This is a genomic window from Xanthobacter aminoxidans, assembly GCF_023571765.1.
Classification (GTDB): Bacteria; Pseudomonadota; Alphaproteobacteria; order Rhizobiales; family Xanthobacteraceae; genus Xanthobacter; species Xanthobacter aminoxidans.
In genome coordinates, this window is sequence record NZ_JAMJXC010000018.1 from 1 (window position 1) to 19,122 (window position 19,122).

Annotated in this window: 19 protein-coding genes; 17 read left to right on the top strand and 2 right to left on the bottom strand. The window is 68.9% G+C overall.

Translation table 11 applies throughout. The features are described from left to right. The 7 genes from EJ105_RS21680 to EJ105_RS21710 form a co-directional block, all read left to right on the top strand. Positions 1-449: TrbJ/VirB5 family protein (locus EJ105_RS21680; protein WP_488657467.1), on the top strand; the 449-nt coding region annotated here is incomplete at its 5' end. A 10-nt stretch (positions 450-459) separates the two neighbouring features. After that, the gene (gene trbK-alt, locus EJ105_RS21685; protein ID WP_250167964.1) at positions 460-720 is read left to right on the top strand and encodes a putative entry exclusion protein TrbK-alt; all 261 of its coding nucleotides are present in this window, start codon (positions 460-462) and stop codon (positions 718-720) included. Beyond that, positions 717-1,997 carry a P-type conjugative transfer protein TrbL gene (gene trbL, locus EJ105_RS21690; protein ID WP_250167965.1) on the top strand — a complete coding sequence of 427 codons (1,281 nt, stop codon included), beginning with the start codon at positions 717-719 and terminating at the stop codon, positions 1,995-1,997. The genes trbK-alt and trbL overlap by 4 nt, the downstream gene beginning before the upstream one ends. Further along, positions 1,994-2,683, top strand: coding sequence for a conjugal transfer protein TrbF (gene trbF / locus EJ105_RS21695; protein WP_250167966.1), 690 nt, complete (start codon positions 1,994-1,996; stop codon positions 2,681-2,683). Before trbL ends, trbF begins: the two co-directional genes overlap by 4 nt. Beyond that, on the top strand, positions 2,680-3,732 hold the full coding sequence (gene trbG, locus EJ105_RS21700; RefSeq protein ID WP_250167967.1) for a P-type conjugative transfer protein TrbG: 1,053 nt from the start codon (positions 2,680-2,682) through the stop codon (positions 3,730-3,732). The genes trbF and trbG overlap by 4 nt, the downstream gene beginning before the upstream one ends. Next, positions 3,729-4,976 carry a TraB/TrbI/VirB10 family type IV secretion system protein gene (locus tag EJ105_RS21705; protein ID WP_250167968.1) on the top strand — a complete coding sequence of 416 codons (1,248 nt, stop codon included), beginning with the start codon at positions 3,729-3,731 and terminating at the stop codon, positions 4,974-4,976. Before trbG ends, EJ105_RS21705 begins: the two co-directional genes overlap by 4 nt. Before the next feature lies 1 nt (position 4,977). Further along, positions 4,978-5,265 carry a DUF2274 domain-containing protein gene (locus tag EJ105_RS21710; protein ID WP_250167969.1) on the top strand — a complete coding sequence of 96 codons (288 nt, stop codon included), beginning with the start codon at positions 4,978-4,980 and terminating at the stop codon, positions 5,263-5,265. Here EJ105_RS21710 and EJ105_RS21715 read toward each other — a convergent pair. Continuing rightward, positions 5,150-6,106: a LysR family transcriptional regulator gene (locus tag EJ105_RS21715; protein ID WP_250167970.1), complete on the bottom strand. Its 957-nt coding sequence runs from the start codon at positions 6,104-6,106 to the stop codon at positions 5,150-5,152. The two genes, EJ105_RS21710 and EJ105_RS21715, sit on opposite strands and share 116 nt — an antisense overlap. Positions 6,107-6,496: 390 nt before the next feature. Between EJ105_RS21715 and EJ105_RS21720 the strand changes: the two genes are divergently transcribed. The 10 genes from EJ105_RS21720 (at position 6,497) to EJ105_RS21765 (ending at position 17,350) form a co-directional block, all read left to right on the top strand. Beyond that, on the top strand, positions 6,497-7,069 hold the full coding sequence (locus EJ105_RS21720; protein ID WP_347881338.1) for an aldo/keto reductase: 573 nt from the start codon (positions 6,497-6,499) through the stop codon (positions 7,067-7,069). Positions 7,070-7,247: 178 nt separating this feature from the next. Continuing rightward, positions 7,248-8,600 (top strand): LLM class flavin-dependent oxidoreductase, encoded by a 1,353-nt coding sequence (locus EJ105_RS21725; protein WP_250167971.1) that lies wholly within the window; start codon positions 7,248-7,250, stop codon positions 8,598-8,600. 31 nt (positions 8,601-8,631) lie between these two features. After that, positions 8,632-9,885 (top strand): acyl-CoA dehydrogenase family protein, encoded by a 1,254-nt coding sequence (locus tag EJ105_RS21730; protein WP_250167972.1) that lies wholly within the window; start codon positions 8,632-8,634, stop codon positions 9,883-9,885. 30 nt (positions 9,886-9,915) lie between these two features. After that, positions 9,916-11,373 carry an FAD-dependent oxidoreductase gene (locus EJ105_RS21735; RefSeq protein WP_250167973.1) on the top strand — a complete coding sequence of 486 codons (1,458 nt, stop codon included), beginning with the start codon at positions 9,916-9,918 and terminating at the stop codon, positions 11,371-11,373. A gap of 40 nt (positions 11,374-11,413) precedes the next feature. Further along, the gene (locus EJ105_RS21740; RefSeq protein ID WP_250167974.1) at positions 11,414-12,304 is read left to right on the top strand and encodes an ABC transporter permease; all 891 of its coding nucleotides are present in this window, start codon (positions 11,414-11,416) and stop codon (positions 12,302-12,304) included. Then, entirely contained in the window at positions 12,297-13,094 is a 798-nt protein-coding gene (locus tag EJ105_RS21745; protein ID WP_394042683.1) for an ABC transporter ATP-binding protein, read from the top strand. The genes EJ105_RS21740 and EJ105_RS21745 overlap by 8 nt, the downstream gene beginning before the upstream one ends. 35 nt (positions 13,095-13,129) lie before the next feature. Next, positions 13,130-14,146: a PhnD/SsuA/transferrin family substrate-binding protein gene (locus EJ105_RS21750; RefSeq protein WP_203194088.1), complete on the top strand. Its 1,017-nt coding sequence runs from the start codon at positions 13,130-13,132 to the stop codon at positions 14,144-14,146. Between the two features lie 24 nt (positions 14,147-14,170). Further along, positions 14,171-15,190 carry a type 2 periplasmic-binding domain-containing protein gene (locus EJ105_RS21755; protein WP_250167975.1) on the top strand — a complete coding sequence of 340 codons (1,020 nt, stop codon included), beginning with the start codon at positions 14,171-14,173 and terminating at the stop codon, positions 15,188-15,190. A 17-nt stretch (positions 15,191-15,207) separates the two neighbouring features. After that, entirely contained in the window at positions 15,208-16,590 is a 1,383-nt protein-coding gene (locus tag EJ105_RS21760; RefSeq protein WP_250167976.1) for an MmgE/PrpD family protein, read from the top strand. Between the two features lie 34 nt (positions 16,591-16,624). Next, positions 16,625-17,350: an SDR family NAD(P)-dependent oxidoreductase gene (locus EJ105_RS21765; RefSeq protein ID WP_250167977.1), complete on the top strand. Its 726-nt coding sequence runs from the start codon at positions 16,625-16,627 to the stop codon at positions 17,348-17,350. Positions 17,351-17,402: 52 nt separating this feature from the next. Here the strand turns inward: EJ105_RS21765 and EJ105_RS21770 are convergent, their stop codons facing one another. Next, a complete protein-coding gene (locus EJ105_RS21770; RefSeq protein WP_250167978.1) occupies positions 17,403-19,040 on the bottom strand; it encodes a rhodanese-like domain-containing protein in 1,638 nt (545 codons plus the stop codon). Positions 19,041-19,122 lie beyond the last annotated feature (82 nt).

The following is a 19,122-nucleotide window of genomic DNA, read 5'->3' on the forward strand; positions in this document are numbered from 1 at the left end:
AGAAGATCGCCTATGACGTCGGCGCCATCGACCGGGCGTTCCAGGGCCAGTATGGCTCGGTCTCCCTGAGCAGTTCGGATGCCGCCCTCGTCACCCACGCCAGGACCCGCTGGGAGACCACGGTCGCCGGCCTCCAGGATGCGCTGCGGGTACAGGCGGGCGTTGTCGGCAATCTCGACACCGGCCGCTCGCAGGCCTCAACGCTGGTCGGGCAGAGCCAGGCGGCGACTGGCGCGCTGCAGGCCATGCAGGCGGGGAACCAGCTCCAGGCGCTCCAGGCCCAGCAGCTCTCCGACCTCACCGCCGTGGTGGCCGCCAATGGCCGGGCGCAGGCCCTGTCAGAGGCGGAGCGTGCCACGGCGGTGTCGGAGGGACAGGAGCGCTACCGGCGCTTCTCGACCCCGTCGAGCTACCAGCCCTCCGCCGTCACCATGTTCCGCGGGAACTGAGGACCGAGCGATGGATCAGGGCACTGCGCTCAGGACCCTCGTCGTTGCCGGGCTGGTCGGGTCGGTGATCGCGGCTCTGGCAATGGCCTCCGGCCGGCAGGTGGAGCCGGTCGTCTCAACCAGCGTGCCGGTAGGAAGCGTCTCCTCGGCAGACCTCAAGCGCTGCGCCACGCTGGAGGCGGCCGATCCCATCGATCCGCGCTGCTCCGCGCTCTGGGAGGCGAACCGCCGCCGCTTCTTCGGCAGGCCCGTGGACGGAGCTGCGCCATGAACGACGTCGGCGTCATCGACACCTTCCTCAACACCTTCACCAGCTACATCGATTCCGGCTTTGGCCTGATCAAGGGCGAGGTGACGGGCCTCTCCTCCATCCTGATCGCCCTCGACATCACGCTCGCCGGCCTGTTCTGGGCCTGGGGTGCGGACGAGGACGTGATGCGCCGGCTGGTGCGCAAAACCCTCGCCATCGGCTTCTTCGCCTGGATCATCGGCAACTTCAACGCGCTCGCGAAAATCGTGTTTGAGAGCTTCGCCGGGCTCGGGCTCAAGGCCGGCGGGTCGACCATCAGCACCGCGGAGTTCCTGCGGCCGGGGCGCCTCGCGGAAGTCGGGCTCGCCGCGGGCCAGCCGCTGCTCGATGCCGCGAGCCAGCTCACCGGGCCGGTGGCGCTCTTCGTCAATGCCGTGCAGATCGCCGTTCTGCTGGTCTCGTGGCTGCTGATCCTGATCGCCTTCTTCATCCTCGCGGTGCAGCTCTTCGTCACCCTCATCGAGTTCAAGCTGACGACGCTCGCCGGCTTCGTGCTCATCCCCTTCGCCTTCTTCGGCAAGACCGCTTTCCTCGCCGAGAAGGTGCTCGGCAACATCGTGGCCTCCGGCGTGAAGGTGATGGTGCTCGCCGTCATCGTCGGTATCGGCTCCGGGCTGTTTTCCCAATTCACCACCTCCTATGGGAATGCCCAGCCGACCATCAGCCAGGCCCTGTCCGCCGTGCTGGCGGCGCTGTCGCTGCTCGGTCTCGGCATCTTCGGACCAGGGATCGCCACGGGACTGATCACCGGTGCACCGCAGCTCGGCGCGGGTGCAGCCGTTGGGACCGGCCTTGCCGCAGGAGGTGCGGCGCTCGCAGGAGCCGGAGCTGCGGGCATAGCGATGCGCGGGGCCGGTGCTGCCCTGTCGGGAACAGCTGCGGCCGCACGAGCTGGCGCGAGCCTCGCCGGAGGGGCTGCATCCGCCTACAGCGCGGGAGCCGCGGGCCAATCCGGGCTGTCCAGTGTCGCCGGTGGGCTTGGAGGTGTCGCGCGCGCCGGGGCCGCGGCGGCAACATCTCCCTTGCGCGGTTCAGCCGCCGTACCGCCGACCTCCAAAGCCACTGCCGCCTCGTCGAGCGCTCCGGCGTCTTCCGGCGATGTCCCAGATTGGGCCCAACGCATACGGCGCTCCCAGCAGGTCGCCCACGGCATCCAGACCGCAACCCATGCGATCCGCTCCGGCGACAGCCATGGCGGCGGCTCCTCCATCTCCCTCTCCGAAAGCGATCGCTCATGACGCCTTTCAAGCGACCCTCGGTCCATTACGGCCGATCTCCCGAACCCGAGACGCCCTATCAGCGTGCGGCCCAGGCGTGGGACGACCGCATCGGCTCCGCCCGCGTCCAGGCGAAGAACTGGCGCCTCATGGCCTTCGGTTGCCTGGCGCTTTCGGCCGGCCTCTCCGGGGCCCTGGCATGGCAGGCCCTGAGCGGCTCAGTGGTGCCGTGGGTGGTTGAGGTGGACAAGCTCGGGCAGGCTCAGGTGGTCGCGCCCGCCGCAGCGGACTATCGCCCCTCCGATCCCCAGATCGCCTTCCACCTCGCCCGCTTCATCGAGGAGGTGCGCAGCATCTCCGCCGATCCGGTCATCGTGCGGCAGAACTGGCTCAGGGCCTATGCCTATGCGACGCAGGCCGGCGCAGTTGCGCTCAACGACTATGCCCGCGCCAACGATCCCTTCGCGCGCGTCGGCAAGCAGCAGGTGGCTGTGGAGGTCTCGAGCGTCATCCGCGCCTCGCCGGACTCCTTCCGCATTGCCTGGACCGAGCGCCGTTACCAGGACGGCAGCCTCGCCGACACCACCCGCTGGAGCGCCATTCTCACCGTCGTGGTGCAGGCGCCGCGCGACGCCGAGCGCCTCCGGGCCAATCCGCTCGGGATCTACGTCAACGCCATCAACTGGTCGAAGGAACTCGCACAATGACACCGGCCATCCGCACTTCCGGGAGGCCGGCTTTCCGTGTCCTCTCCTTTCCGGCTCTCCGTAAAGCCGGCTTGCCGCTTCTCCTGGCGTGCACATCTGCGCTCGCCGGCTGCGCCACCTTCGAGAAGCCGCCCGAGATCGAGTATGACGATGCGCCGCCCGCCGTCTTCAAGGCCGAGCCGCCGGGGCCGGTGCGCATCGTCGAGCTGCCGAAACCCCTGCCTCTGCCCGGCCAGCTGAAGCCGCTAAGCAAGGACGGGAAGATGGAGCCGGAAGCGACCGACCCTGCAGCTCGGGTGAACCAGGCCAATGCCGCCGCCCGCGTCCAGCCGGTGCGCAACGGCTTCATCAACTCCATGCAGGTCTATCCCTTCGTGGAGGGCGCCCTCTATCAGGTCTACGCCGCGCCCGGGCAGGTCACCGACATCGCGCTCCAGCCCGGCGAGCAACTGGTGGGCACGGGGCCTGTGGCCGCCGGTGACACCGTGCGCTGGATCATCGGCGACACCGAGAGCAGGGCAGGGGCTGCGAAGCAGGTCCACATCCTGGTGAAGCCCACGCGACCGGACCTCACCACCAATCTCGTCATCAACACCAATCTGCGCACCTATCACATGGAGCTGCGCTCCACCGAGAAGACCTACATGGCCTCGGTCTCCTGGCAGTACCCTCAGGACCAGCTCATCGCGCTGCGACGCCAGAATGCCGAGGCGGCAGTCGTGCAGCCCGTCGCCACCGGCATCGACCTCACCAAAGTGAACTTCCGCTATGAGGTCACAGGCGACCGCGCGCCGTGGCGGCCACTGCGGGCCTTCGATGACGGCCAGCAGGTGTTCATCGAGTTTCCCCGCGGCATCGCCCAGGGCGAGATGCCGCCGCTGTTCGTGGTCGGCCCGCAGGGCGACACCTCCGAGCTCGTGAACTATCGCGTGCGCGGCAGCTACATGATCGTCGACCGTCTCTTCGCGGCAGCCGAGCTGCGCTTCGGCGCCGACAAGGATCAGAAGCGCGTGCGCATCTCCCGCACGGACGGGAGGCCCGTCCTATGAGCGGCATCGACCCCGGGAAGGAGAAAAGGCCGGACCCGACCGAGGATGCCGGCGCCCGCCCGCTGACGGGAGAGGCTGTGGCGGCGATGCGGCTGCGGCCGGAGCCGCCACGGGTGACCCGCCTGTCCCGCAAGGTGCTGGCCGGACTGGGGCTCGTTGCAGGGCTCGGGATCGGTGGTGCCTTGATCTACGCCCTTCAGGCGCGCAGGGACCGTGGGCCGGGACAGGAACTCTACGCCACCGATATCAAGGCGACACCGGACGGGCTCGCCGGCCTGCCCAAGGATTACACCGGCATCCCCAAGCTCGGGCCGCCACTGCCCGGCGACCTCGGCCGGCCGATCCTCAATGCACAGACGGCAGCGCAGCCGCCGATCCCAACGATGGCAGGCATGCCCAATCCAGCTCTCAGCCCCGAGGAGCAGCGCCAGCAGCAGGAGAGCGAGGCAGCCCGGACCGGACGGCTGTTCGCCCAGACCAACACGCGGCCGGCGAGCCCTGTCGTGGCGCAACAGGTGAGCGCAGCGTCAGCAACGGTGGCGGCACCTGTCCCGGATCTGACGTCCCTCGGCCTCGCCCCATCGGCGGCGACACCGACGGCCCAGGAGCGGCAGACGGCCTTCCTCAATCAGGCCGCCGACCGGCGCACCGTCTCGCCCGACCGTGTGGCGGCTCCGGCCTCGGCCAATGTCCTGCAGGCGGGGGCCGTGATCCCGGCGGCGCTGATCACAGGTATCCGCTCCGACCTGCCGGGTCAGATCACTGCCCAGGTGACCGAGAATGTCCACGACAGCCCGACCGGGCGGATCCTCCTGATCCCTCAAGGCACGCGCATCATAGGGCAATACGACAATGGCGTCGGCTTCGGCCAGCGCCGGGTGCTTCTGGTCTGGAACCGGCTGATCTTTCCCAATGGGCGCGCCATCGTGCTGGAACGCCTGCCGGGCGCCGATGCGGAAGGCTATGCAGGGCTGGAGGATGGCGTCGACTATCACTGGGGCGAGCTGTTCAAGGCCGCCGTGCTCTCCACCATCCTCAGCGTCGGGGCGAGCGCAGGCACGTCCGGCAGTGACAGTGACCTCGCCAGCGCCCTGAGGGAAGGCGCCTCCGACAGTATAAGCCAGACAGGCCGCCAGATCGTCCAGCGCCAGCTCAACATCTCGCCGACGCTCACCGTCCGGCCGGGATACCCGGTGCGGGTCATCGTCACGCGCGATCTCGTCCTTGAACCTTACGGAGGCTGATATGCCGAAGCTGAAGCTCAGCGAGATCCTTGACGAGAAGCCGGTGAAGGTGACCGTGGAGCTACCGGCGAAGCTGCATCGGGACCTTGTCGCCTACTCGGAAATCCTTAGTCGGGAGAACAATCAGTCCCCTACAGAGCCATCCCGTCTCATAGTCCCCATGCTTGAGCGCTTCATCGCGACGGATCGTGGATTTGCGAAGGCGCGGCGCGCAGCGCCTCCTGATCTTGCGGACGAGCAATCGCTTGGTTCGCTTCCGAGGAGGGAGCCATCGTCCGGGCAAGGCTGAGGAGCGTTCGAAACGCGGGATTGTCGTTCTTCGGCGACCAGGCCGCATGGAATGAAACCACCTCGTCGTGCAGCGGACGATAGGTCACCCCGGCGACCTTCACCAGACGTTCCGATTCGATGATCAACGTCGTTCCGCGGCCGGACGCGACGAGATTGAGAAGCTTGTAGCGCCCGACCCGCTGCGCCGCGACACGGGGCTCACCTTCGACCTCCCGGATTCGCCGGACAACATAGTCTTGAATCCGCGCGCCCGCTGGCGTGTCTCGGAGAAGGATTTTCTCAGCTCTGAGATCCCGCCATGTCAATGACTCTGAAGCAGCAAGGGGGTGGCCTTCAGGCAATGCCACCAGCACCTGTTCTGACCAGAGGTAAGCTGAGTCGCACTCGCCAAAATCGCTCAACCCAATGACAAAGGCGATATCGATCTGAAATTGGCGAAGGGCATTAATGTGCTCATGTGCTTCACCCTCGACGAAGTCGATGTGAACTGATCCATGTCTTGCATCATATGCTCGAAACAAGGCTGACAAAAAGCCGGAGGAAAGGGACGAAAACAGTCCAACTTTGAGATATCCACCCTCCGCACGACCGATGGCGGCCACCTCTGCAGCCCCGTCACGAATGTGGTCCAGGACATGACGGGCACGATGAAGGAACCGCTGGCCGGCCATCGTCAGGTTGATTCCCCCGGAGTGCCGCACGAATAGGGAGGCACCGATCTGGCTTTCAACGTCGCGAATGCGACGACTGACGGAGGATTCCTGCACCCCGAGTGCCGCTGCCGCCTTCCGAAAGCTTCCAGCATCTGCTGCCGCGATGAAATATCGGAGATCACGCACTTCGATATCAAATAATGATCGCCTCACAACACGCCTCAACGCACAACCGAAGTAAGGACAAATTTACCACTCGCCAGCCCAAGTCGCAATCTTAAGTTGTCCTTAGCGTTGCATTTGCCAGCGCTCTCGGCATCCCTCGCCCGTTCGCCGCCGAGGGGATCGGCGCATCATCCGCTGGGATCCCGCTCTTACCTTGATCGCTGACCACCCATTTTACCCCTCCGATTTGGCGCTCACCTTGTTTGGCCGGCAAGCGCGAGACCGTGAAGCGCCTCGGCACCGATTACATCGACCTCTACCAGCTCCACTGGCCCGATCGCGCCGTTCCCCTGTTCGGCCAGCGCGCCACCCACTCGCGCGCGCGGCGGCGGCGACGGCCCGGAAATGCCGGTGGAGGAGACGCTGGCCGCCCTCGATGCGCTGGTGAAGGCCGGGAAGGTGCGCCACATCGGCCTCTCCAACGAGACCGCCTGGGGCCTGTCCGCCTTCCTCGCCGCGTCGGAAAAGGGCATCGGCCCACGCGTCGCCTCGGTGCAGAACGCCTTCAGCCTGGTGAACCGCACCTATGAGACCGGCCTTGCCGAATTCCACCTGCGCGAGGACGTGGGCCTGCTCGCCTATTCGCCATTGGCGAAGGGCTCTCTCACCGGCAAATATCTCGACGGCGCCCTGACCGCCCGTGCCCGCAAAACGCTGTTCAACCGCACCCAGCGTTACGAGAAGACGGGCACGGAAGAGGCGGTGCGTGCCTACGTGGCCCTCGCCCGCGAGCTGGGCCTGACGCCCGCGCAGCTCGCCCTCGCCTTCGTCACCAGCCGACCCTTCGTGACCTCCAACATCATCGGCGCCACCACCCTCACGCAGCTGGAGGAGGATCTCGGCTCGCTCGACGTGACCCTGACGCCCGAGATCGAGGACCGCATCGACGCCCTGCACCAGTTGCACGGAACCCCCGCGCCCTGAACGGCCCCCACCGCCGGCCCGGCAACGGCCGGCGGTGCCTCTGGCCCGACTTGCGCGATATTTTCTATTAAATTTATAGACAAACTTATTTGTGATCGTAGAGTAGCCGGCACCGATTGGCCGGCCCCCGCTTCCAACGTGAGCCACCGGCCGGTCTCCGCCCTTCGGGAGAGACGCCATGGCCCCGCGCCAGCTGCACCTGAACGTCAACACCCTGAATGCCGGCTTCTACAGCTCGGCCTGGCGTGCGCCCTCGTCTGATCCCCGCGCCTATGCCGACATCGCGCACTATGTGAAGGTCGCCAAGATCGCCGAGCGCGGCACCTTCGACGCCATCTTCCTCGCCGACGTGCCGGCCTTCTCCGACCGACCGGACCTGCGCCCTTTCCAGGCGCTGGAGCCAACCATCGTGCTGGCGCACGTCGCCGCCGCCACGGAGCATCTGGGCCTGATCGGCACCGCCTCCACCAGCTTCAACGACCCCTACAATCTCGCCCGCCGCTTCGCCTCCCTCGACATCGCCAGCAACGGCCGGGTGGGCTGGAATATCGTCACCACCGCCGACGCCTCAGCCGCGCGCAATTTCGGCACCGACGAGCTTGAGGCCCACGCCAATCGCTACGAGCGCGCCGACGAGTTCGCCGACGTGGTGACAGCCCTGTGGGACAGCTGGGAGGACGACGCCTTCGTCGGCGACAAGGCGTCCGGCCACTTCATCGACACCGCCAAGGTCCACCCCATCGAGCATCGCGGCCGGCACTTCTCGGTGCGCGGGCCGCTCAACGTGCCGCGCTCGGTGCAGGGCCGGCCGGTTCTGGTGCAGGCGGGCGGATCGGCGGACGGCATCCGCCTCGCCGCGCGGCATGCGGAAGCCATCTTCTCCGTCGCCCACACGCTGGAGGAGGCGCTCGCCTTCGCCGGTTCGGTCCGCACCCAGGCCCACACCTTCGGCCGCCACGGCGACGACATCGTGATCCTGCCCGGTCTCGCCACCATCATCGGCTCCACCGAGGCTGAGGCGCGCCGCCGCGAGGAGGAGCTGTGGGCGCTCACCCCCGGCGATTACGGGCTGCGCCGCGTCGCCGGCATTCTCAAGGTGGACCCCTCCTCCCTCGATCTCGACGGCCCGCTGCCTGAGGTGGCGCGCCCGGTGGACGGGATGCAGACCTTCTTCGACGCTCTGGTGGGCGCGGCGGATCGCGAGAAGCTGACCGTGCGCCAACTCATCCGCCGCTTCGGCGGCTCCACCGGCCACCGGGTCATCGTCGGCACGCCGGAGGCCATCGCCGACGACATCGAGGCCTGGTTCACCGCCGGCGCCGTGGACGGCTTCAACCTGATGCCGGACGTGCTGCCCGAGGGTCTCGAAGTCTTCGTCGACCATGTGGTGCCGCTGCTGCGCCAACGCGGGCTGTTCCGCACCCATTATTCCGGCCGGACGCTGCGGGAGCATTTCGGCCTCCCCCGCCCCGCCAGCCGCTTCGCCCACGGCACGGCGGTCTCCGCACCGCGCGTCGCCGCCGGCGGCTGAGCTGCCCTTCATCCCGAGGATCCATCCGTCCATGAGCCAGATCGAAGACGCCTGGGGCGCCGGCCCCACCGACCGGTACGAGGAACTCGCCAGCCGGTTCCGCCCCATCTTCCGCGACATCCGCGACAGCGCGGTGGAGCGCGAGCAAGACCACCGCCTGCCACGTGCCGAGATCGCCGCCCTGAAGGAGGCCGGCTTCACCACCCTGCGCCTGCCCAAGGACGAAGGCGGCTTCGGCGCCACCTTGCCCGAGCTGTTCAACCTGCTCATCGAGCTGTCGGAGGCCGACAGCAACGTCACCAATGCGCTCCGCGCCCATTTCGGCTTCACCGAGGAGGTGCTGAACTCGCCCTTCAAGGACTATCGCGACCGCTGGGTGAAACGCATCGCGGCCAAGGAGACCTCGGGCAGCGGCTTCACCGAGGGGGCGGACAATGCGGTCGGCCACTTCAACACCCGCATCGTGCGCGACGGCGACCGGCTGCGCCTCGACGGGCAGAAATTCTATACCACCGGCTCCCTCTTCGCCGACTGGATCAATCTCGGAGCCGAGGATGAGGAGGGCAACTTCATCCTCGCGCAGGTGCCCACCGGCGCGCCGGGCGTGAGCATCGTCGACGACTGGGACGGCTTCGGCCAGCAGCTCACCGCCTCGGGCACCGCGAAGTTCGACAACGTCACCCTCTCCGACGACCTCATCAACCCACAGCGCAAGCGCTTCCGCTATTCGGTCGCCTTCTACCAACTCGTCCACCTCGCCACCCTCGCCGGCATCGGCCGGGCAGCGGCGGGCGACGTGGCGCGGCTCGTCTCCGTGCGCAAGCGGGTGTTCAGCCACGGCAATGCCGACCGGGCGGGCGCCGATCCGCAGATCCTCCAGATCGTCGGCAAGGTGCGCGCCAGCGCCTACGGGGCCGGCGCGGTGGTGCTCAAGGCGGCCGAGGCGCTCCAGCGGGCCTATGACACCCGCGAACGGGAGACCTCCGAAGGACAAGACAACTCGGGGCAGGACCTTTCGGTGGCAGTGGCGGACCTCGAGGTGAACCAGGGCGTCACGGTGGTGACCTCCCTCATCCTCGATGCCACCTCCCATCTGTTCGACGCGCTGGGCGCCTCCTCGGCGCGGCGCGGGGTGGGCCTCGACCGCCATTGGCGCAACGCCCGCACCCTCTCCTCCCACAATCCGCGCGTCTACCGCGAGCGCATCGTCGGCGACTTCGCGGTGAACGGCACCTGGCCCCCCGGCCCCTACCGCGTCGGCGACGGCATCGCCAAGGCCGGCTGACCGCTCCTCCTCCTTCACTGGACAAGACCCATGACCACGCCCGCCACCCCCGACATCAATGCCCTCGCCCGTCTTGCCGCGCAGGCTCAGGCCGACCTCTCCCGCATCGGCGAGACCGGCACGGACTGGGTGCCTGAGGCCGAGGGCATCGAGCACAATGTGGTGGTGGTGGGCGCCGGCCAGAGCGGCCTTGCCGCCGCCTTCGGCCTCCGGCGCGCCGGCATCGGCCGCGTGAGCCTCGTCGATGCCGCCCCGGCAGGCCAAGAGGGTATTTGGCGCGGCCCCGCGCGCATGACCATCCTGCGCACCCCCAAGGTGCCACCGGGCCCGGAACTAGGGCTGCCGAGCCTGTCGTTCCAAGCCTGGTACGAGGCGGCCTATGGAGTCGAGGCCTATGCCGCGCTGCCGACCGTGCCGCGCGAGATCTGGGCGGACTATGTGGCGTGGTTCCGCTCGGCGTCCGCCGTCGAGGTGCGCAATGGCGTCACCCTGACGCGGGTGGAGCCGCAGGAGGGGCGCCTGCGGCTCCACTTCACGGCTGAGGGGAAGACCTTCACCGAGACCACCCGCAAGCTGGTGCTGGCCACCGGCATCGCCGGCTCGGGCGGACCGTTCATTCCCGATGTGGTGGCGGACCTGCCCGGCAAGCTGTTCGCCCACACCCACGCCTTCGACCCGAAGGCCCTGGCCGGCCGGCGCGTCGCCATCCTCGGCTCGGCGGCCTCCGCCTTCGATGCGGCGGGTGCGCTGCTGGAGGCCGGCGCGGGGGCGGTGGACCTGTTCTCGCGCGGCGCGGACCTTGCCCGGGGCTCCGCCATGAAGCCGTTCGGCTTCTTCGGCGCCTGGGAGCATTTCCACGCACTGCCCGATGCCGACCGCTGGGCGGTGATGGCCCATTTCCGCCGCCGCGCCTCCTTCCCGCCACCGGCGGCGGTGAAGCGGGCGGTGGCCCATGCCAACTTCCGCATCCACCTCGACGCCGGCTGGCGCGCGGTGGAGCCGCACGGGGACGGCGTGCGCATCACCCTCAATTCGGGTGCCGTCTTCGACGCCGACTTCATCCTGCTCGGCACCGGCTATCAGGCCGACGCACGGCTCTACCCGCCCTTCGCCGATTTCGCTCCCGCGATCGCTCGATGGTCGGACAAGGTGGCGGTCGAGCCCGAAGACGCCGCGCTCGCCAGCGCGCCCTATCTCGGCCCCGCCTTCGAGCTGGTGGAGACGGAGAAGGGCGCCGCGCCCTTCCTCGCAGATATTCACTTCCTCGCCTTCTCGGCCATGACCAGCACCGGCCGCCCGGTGGGCGACATCGCGAGCCTGCGCCACAACATTCCCCGCGCGGTGGCCGCCATCGGCCGCGACCTGTTCGTCGCCGACCGCGCCAAGCACCTCGCCCGCTTCCTCGCGCCGGTCGGCACCGACGACCTGCCGCACGACCTCTATGCCGGCGCCATCGCCGCCGGCGACACGCTGGCGGCCGCCGAATGAGCCGCCGCCTGCCCACAACCCTTCGCTCCGGAAAGCCGAGATGACCGTTCAACCGCCTCCGCCCAGCTTCGTCGCTTCCGGCGCCAGCCAGACGCCCGCATCCGCGGCGCTGGATCTGGTGGACCTCAGCCCGCGCTCCGGGCAGACCCCGGCCCGCTCGCGCTTCGGCAAGACGGCACGCTTCGCCTCCCGAGCGCTGGTGCCGGCGCTGCTTCTCGCCGTGTGGCAGGCAAGCTCCAACCTCGGCTTCGTCGCCCCGGAGGTGCTGCCCTCCCCCGCCGAGATCATCGCCGCCTATGCCGAATTGATCCGCACCGGCGAACTCCAGTCCGCCATTCCCGCCTCCCTTGCCCGCGCGCTGACGGGGCTGGCGCTGGGGGCGAGCGTCGGGCTGGCGCTGGGCCTCTTCGCCGGCCTGTGGCGCGTGGGCGAGGAACTGTTCGACGCGCCGCTGCAGATGCTGCGCACCATTCCGTTCATCGCGATGATCCCGCTGTTCATCATCTGGTTCGGCATCGGCGAGCAGGCGAAGATCGCGCTCATCTTCGGCGCCACCATCTTCCCGGTCTATCTCAACACCTATTCCGGCGTGCGCGGGGTGGACCAGAAACTGATCGAGGCGGCGCGGGTGTTCGGCCTCTCCCACGGACGCATCGCCACCCGCGTCATCATCCCAACCGCTTTGCCGTCCATCCTCGTCGGGCTGCGGTTCGCGGCCGGCGTGTCGCTGCTGGCGCTGGTGGCGGCGGAGCAGATCAACGCGCGCTCGGGCATCGGCTTTATCCTCATCAACGCCAACCAGAACCAGCGCACCGACATCATCATCGCCGGCATCATCGTCTACGCGCTGCTCGGCATCGTCATCGACCTCGTGATGCGTTTGGTGGAACGCCTCGCACTGCCCTGGAGGCCCAGCCTTGTCCTTGCATAGCTCTTCTCCCGCTCCCGCCGAAGCCATCGCCCTCGCCGGCCTCGACCTCGCCGCGCCACCCGCGCCTGTCCAGCCGGTGGCCGTGCGCCTCGAAGGCGTGCGCCGGGTGTTCGGCTCCCGCGCGGTGCTGGACGGCATCGACCTCGAGGTCCGACGCGGCGAGTTCGTCTCCTTGCTCGGTCCCTCCGGCACCGGCAAGACGACGCTCTTGCGCATCCTCGCCGGGCTCGACCGGGCCGATGGCGGGCGCGTGGAAGTCGCCTCCGCCCGCTCCGTGGTCTTCCAGGAGCCGCGGCTCGTGCCGGCCAAGCGCGTCTGGCAGAACGTGGTGCTCGGCCATGTGCAGAACCGCGTCACCCGCAGCCTCGCGGCCGCCGCGCTGGAGGAGGTGGGCCTGGGCCGTCACGTGGACGTGTGGCCCAAGACGCTGTCCGGCGGTGAGGCGCAGCGTGTGGCGCTCGCCCGCGCTCTGGCCGGTGAGCCCAACCTGCTGCTGCTGGACGAGCCCTTCGCCGCGCTCGATGCGCTCACCCGCATCCGCATGCATGATCTCGTCGCCCAGCTCTGGCGGCGCCATCTGCCGGCGGTGGTGCTCGTGACCCACGATGTGGACGAAGCCATCCTCATGTCCGACCGGGTGATCGTCCTGTCCGGCGGCGGCATCCGCTTCGATGCCCGCGTGCCGTTGGAGCGTCCCCGCAAGCGCGGCGATGCCGGCTTTGCCGCGCTGCGCGCCCGACTCCTCGCCGAGCTGGGCGTCGCCTCCCCCGAGGCCGGCGGCCACGCCTGACCCCTTCCCCAGTTTCAGAGTTGGAGCCTTTCCCAGTGACCTCTTCCCTGCGTCCCACCCGCCGCCATCTGCTTGCCGCCGGCGCCGCTTTCGCCGCCTTCCTTGCCGCCTCCGCCGCGTCCGCCGAGGAGCGCGTGAAGCTGCTGATCGGCTACCAGGACCTCACCGTGCCTTCCACCGTCACCGCTTCGAAGGTACTCGAGGGCGCGCCCTATGACGTGGAATGGGTGATCCTGCCCGGCCCGGCGGCGCAGCTCTCGGCGCTCTATTCCAAGAACATTGATGTGGGCCACATGGGCGACACCTCGCTCATCATCGAGCAGGGCAAGGCCAAGGACGAGTGGGTGGAGGGCAATCCTCCGCTGCAGATCATCGCCGGCTGGCGCGCCAATGACGGCAAGTATCCGCCCATCGTCACAGTGGTGCGCACGGATGCGAAGATCGACACGCTGGCTGACCTGCGTGGCAAGAAGTGGTCGTACAATTTCGGCGGCTTCAACTATCTGCAATACGTGCTCACCGGCTTAAAAGCCGGGCTCACGCCGAAGGATTACGAGGCGGTGCAGCTCGGAGATCAGAACGCCAGCGCCGCCGCCTTCAATTCCGGCCGGGTGGACGCCTTTTCCGGCTCCATCGCGCCCGTGGGTGAATCCATCGAAAAGGGCACGGCCCGCGTCCTCATCACCAGCGACGAGCTGGAGATCCCCGCCCTCAACGTCTTCACCGCCCGCGGCGACGTGCTGAAGGATCCGGCCAAGCGCGCCGCCTTGGCCGATTTCCTTGCCCGCGTGCGCACCCACTGGACCTGGTATGCCGACCATCTCGACGAGGTGCAGAAGCTCTACGAGGAGAAGGTGAAGCAGACCCCGGCGCGGGCGAAGCTCACCACCCTCTACCAAAAGGCCACCTTCCAGCCCCTCGACGACAAGCTGGTCGCCCGCGAGCAGAAGATCGCCGACATCCTCACCGAAGCCGGCGGCATCCCCAAGAAGATCAACGTGAACGTTGAGTTCTACCGCGGCTTCAATTCCTCCACCGTCGGCGGCAACTGAGCGGCGCGGAACGGGAGACGACACATGGCAGCCTCTCCTCCGCCCGCCGTCAGCCGGCTCTCGCGGCGAACCCTTCTCGCCGCCACCGGCGCGCTCCTCCTCCCCGGCCTTGGTGCCGGTCGGGCGGGGGCGGCGGATGCCAGCCTCAAGGTCGGCTATCAGGATTCGACCCTGCCCGAGCTTGCCCAGGCCTCGGGCGTGTTCGAGGGGGCGCCTTACAAGGTGGAATGGGTGGTGCTGCCCGGCCCCGCCGCGCAGCTTACCGCCGCCTATTCGAAGGCCATCGACCTCGCCCACCTCGGCGACACCTCGCTCATCATCGAGCAGGGCAAGTCCGCCGATGGCTGGGCGGGTGGCCCGCCGCTTCAGATCATCGCCGGCTGGCGCAATCTCGATGCGCGCTATCCGCGCATCGTCACCGCCGTGCGCAGCCGCACCAGTGCGAAGACGGCGGCCGAGCTGAAGGGCCTCAAATGGGGCTTCAATTTCGGCGGCCTCAATTACGTGCAGTATCTCCTCGCCCGCCGGGCGGGCGGCCTCACCACCGCCGACATCGACCCCATCCAGTTCGGCGACGGCAATGCCGCCGCCACCGCCTTCAATGCCGACCATGTGGACGTCTATTCCGGCCTCGGCGCGCTGGTGGGCGAGGCGGTGGAGAAGGGACAGGCGCGCATCGTTCTCACCAGCGACGACCTCGACATTCCCGCGCTCGGCGTGTTCGCCGCCCGCACGGACGCCATCGCCGATCCCGGCCGCCGCGCCGTGCTGCAAGATTTCGTCGGCCGGCTGGCACGCTATTTCGCCTGGTATGCCGACAATCTCGACACGGCCGAGCGCATTTATATCGACAGGGTGAAGCAGAGCCCCGCCCGCGCCCGCTATTACGTGGAGTTCGGCAAGGCGCGGCTGCGCCCCATCGATGCCGAACTGATCCGCCGCGAGCAGAAGATCGCCGATGCCCTGCTGGAGGCCGGCGCCATTCCCCGCGCCATCGATGTCTCGCCCGAGTTCAACACCACCTTCAACGCCGCCGTGAACTGAACGGCGCCGGAGGGACCATGAACGTCTCCGTCAGCCCGAAGGCGGCCGCGCGGCGCGCCGACGTCACTGCCGCCGTGGTGCAGGCGACCCAGCGCATCCGCTTCGACGACATCCCCGCGCGCACCATCGCCACCACCAAGCGCGTGCTGCTCGATACGCTGGCGGTTGCCTGGGCGGCGGCGGATGCGGCCGGCGTCAATGCGGCGCGGGCGCTCGCGCTGCGCGGCGCGCCCGGCCATGCCAGCCTGTGGGGGGAAGGCGACACGCGGCGTGAGCCCTCCGCCGCCGCCTTCTACAACGGCACGCTCGCGGCGGCGCTCGATTTCGACAGCCTCGCCGGCTTCGTCCATGCGGACATCATCGTGGCGCCCGCCGCGCTCGCCGTCGCAGAGCAGCAGCGGCGCAACGGGCGCGAGCTTCTCGCCGCCCTCACCCTTGGCAACGAATTGGTGGTGCGGCTGGCGGCGGCGACGCGCACCAACCGGGGCTTCTTCCACACCTCCATCGCCGGCGTGTTCGGCGCCGCGCTCGCCGCCGCCCGCCTGCGCGGGCTGGATGCCGACCGCACCCACAATGCCCTCGGCATCGCCTTGTGCCACGCAGGCGGGACCCAGCAGAGCCACGTGGAGCAGCGTCTCACCAAGCGCCTGCAATCGGCCTTCGCCGCGCGCGACGGCATCATTTCCGCCGATCTCGCGGCGCTCGGCACCACCGGCCCGCGTGCCGCCTTCGAAGGGCCGTTCGGCCTGTTCGCCTTGTTTGAGGAGGGACGGCCGGAAGAGGTGCTGGACGGGCTCGGCCAGCGCTATCTGATCGAGGGCACCGCGCTCAAGCGCTTCCCCGCCTGCGGCTGCAGCCATGCGGCGCTTGCCGCGGCGCTGGAGATCGTCGCCCGCCACGGCATCACCGGCGCGGATGTGGCGCGGGGCGAGATCGTGCTGACGCCCTATATGGCGCGGCTCGTGGGCGGCGCCTTCGCGCCCGAGGCCAATCCGCAAGTGACGGGCCAGTTCAACGTGCGCTACGGCGTCGCCGCTGTCCTCGCGCGCGGCGGCTTCGGCCTTGCCGACATCGAGCCGGCGGCGGTGCTCGACCCTGCCATCCGGCCGCTGGTGGAGCGCCTGTCCGTGCGGGTGGACGAGAGCCGCACCGGCACCTTCGCTCCGGCGGACGTCACCATCGAGACCCACGACGGCCGCCGCCTGTCCCATCGCGTGGAAGCCGTGCCCGGCAGCCCCGAGGCGCCGCTGGGCGAGGACGAGATCCACGCCAAGCTGGTCGCGGCATTCGGCTATGGCCGCAATGCCCTGCCGCCGGTCCGCATCGAGGCGCTGGTGCAGCGCATCCAGCGGCTGGAGGGGGTGGACGACGTCTCCACCCTGTTCGATCAGGTGCTCTGAGCAGGCACCAACCCATTCTCACGACGAGGCCTCCATGGCGCATGATTTCAAGGACAGGGTCATCTGGATCACCGGCGCGGGCGGCGCCCTCGGCCGGGCCAGTGCCGAGACGCTGGCCGCGCAGGGCGCGACCGTCATCGCCTCCGGCCGGCGGGCAGAGACGCTGCCCTCGGCCGCACGCATCGTGCCGCTCGCCGTGGACATCACCGATGCCGCCGCCGTCGATGCTGGAGCGGCAGAGATCGCCCGGCGTTTCGGCCGGCTGGACGGGGTGGTGACCTCCACCAACCTGCCCATCTTCGGCGACTTCCTGACGCTCGACGACGCCGACTGGCTGAAGGTGATCGATGCGAAGCTGCTGGGCACCGTGCGCGTGGTGCGCGCGGCGCTGCCGCATCTCATCGCGTCCGGAAAGGGGAGCGTGGTGGTGCTGAGCGGGCGCGGCGGCATCGAGCCCTCGCCGCAGCATCTGCCGGGCTCCAGCGTGAACGCTGCGCTGATCCTGCTGGTGCGGGGCCTCGGCACGGTCTACGGGCCGCAGGGCGTGCGCGTGAATGCGGTGTCGCCCGGCCCCATCAAGTCACCCCGGCTCGACGCGCTGAACGCGGCCGGTACCGCAGCGCCCCCCGACACCGCCATCCCTGGTCCGGGCCTTCCCACCGACGTCGCCGACGCGGTGGCGTTCCTGCTGTCCGACGAGGCGCGCTACATCACCGGCTCGAACCTGTTCGTGGACGGCGGCGGGCGCGCCCTTGCCTGATCCCCTTGCAAAGCAGAAGGCCGCCGGATCGTGATCCGGCGGCCTTCTCGCGTCAGGGATAGACCTTGAACGCGATGGTGTCGTCGCGCTCGATCTGGCGGATCAGGTCGATCTCCCAGTCCAGATACCTGCGGAAGGCGGCATGGCGGTCGCCGGCCTCCTGATAGGGCGAGCGCCAGACGTCATCGGCGGCATGGAGCAGAGCCGTCTCGCCGGTCTCCAGCGGGAGGCCGATGGCCTTCCAGGCCGCCGTTCCGCCTTCCAGCACCGAGACCTGCCGTCCGGACCCTGCCAGCTCCGCCGCCGCCAGCGCCGCGAGCTTGCCATCCGCCGAGGTGAGCACAAGCGGGCGCGGCGGCAGCGTATCCAGACCCTCCGGCAGGCGGGCGCGGACGGCGAAGCGGGCGCCGGGAATGTGACCGGCCGCATAGGCCAGACTCGTGTCGAGATCGAGCACCACCACCGCGTCCTTGGCAATGAGCCGCTCGAGCCCCGCCACCTGCGTCACCGCGACCGTGGGTGCGCGGCCGAGCAGCACCTGCGGCTCCGGCCCCTGTTCCAGCCGATCCGCCGCATCGAGGCCGAGCACATAAACATCGCCGACCCCGAGTTGAATCAGCCAGGAGGCGGTGATGGCGGCGCGCACGCCGTCGGCGTCGTCCACCAGCACGATGCGGGCGTTGCGGGTGCCGACCCAGCGGTCAGTGGCCTGCACCAGCTGGCCGCCTTCCGCCCAGAGCGATCCCGGCAGGTGGCCAGCCTCGTATTCGGCGCGGGTGCGCACATCCAGCACATAGAGGGTGCGCGCATCGCGCTCCGCCTCGAAGCGGGCAAGGCCCTCGCGGTCCAGCGTGCGGATGCCGAATCGCCGGGTGAGGCGGGCGACGCTGGCGCGCGCCTTCTCCAGCTCGGCGGGACCTGGGGCGGGCACTTCGGCGCGGTCGCCATGGGCGAGGTCGTAGCCCTCGAACAGCCAGGCCATGGTGCCGTTCTCCAGCGCCACCACGGTGTTGGGAATGCCGGCATTGATGAGCGCCTGCGCGCCGATGATGGAGCGGGTGCGGCCCGCGCAGTTCACCACCACCAGCGTCTCATCGGAGGGCACGAGCCCATGGACGCGGAACGGCAACTCCGCGTTGGGCACCGCATGGGCTCCGGGAATGTGGAAATTCTCGAACTCCTGGAAGGTGCGTCCGTCGAGGATCACGATGTCCTCGCCACGATCGAGCCGCTCCTTGACCTCGCGGGCCGGCAGGCGGGGCGTGCCATAGGCGTGCTCCACGAATTCGCCGAACGCCTTGGAGAGCACGTTGGAGCCGGTATAGGCGATGCCGCCCGCCCGCTCCCAGGCAGAGACGCCACCATCCAGCACGGACACGTCGGAATAGCCGAGTTCGGACAGCCGGCGGGCCGCGCGGGTGGCAAGGTCGCCGGCGCCGCCGTCCGTCACCACCACCGGGGCGCCGAAGCGCGGCAGGAGGGCGGCGGCGCGCAGCTCGATCTGGCTCAAAGGCAGTGGAACGGACTGGAGGATGTGGCCGTCGCGGGAGCGCACGCCCTCCTCGCGGGCATCCACCAGCGCGACTTCTCCGCCGCCAGCCAGACGGTTTCGCAGGTCCTCGACGGTGATGAGTTGGTAGGGCTCCGCCGGTGCGGCGGGCGGGATCTGGAGCGCGGCGGTCGCGGTCATGGGCGGTCTCCGGGAAGGGGTGGGCAGCCATCCTCCCTGTCTTTCTCCATAAATTCAATTGAATTTATTGACTAACATAAGA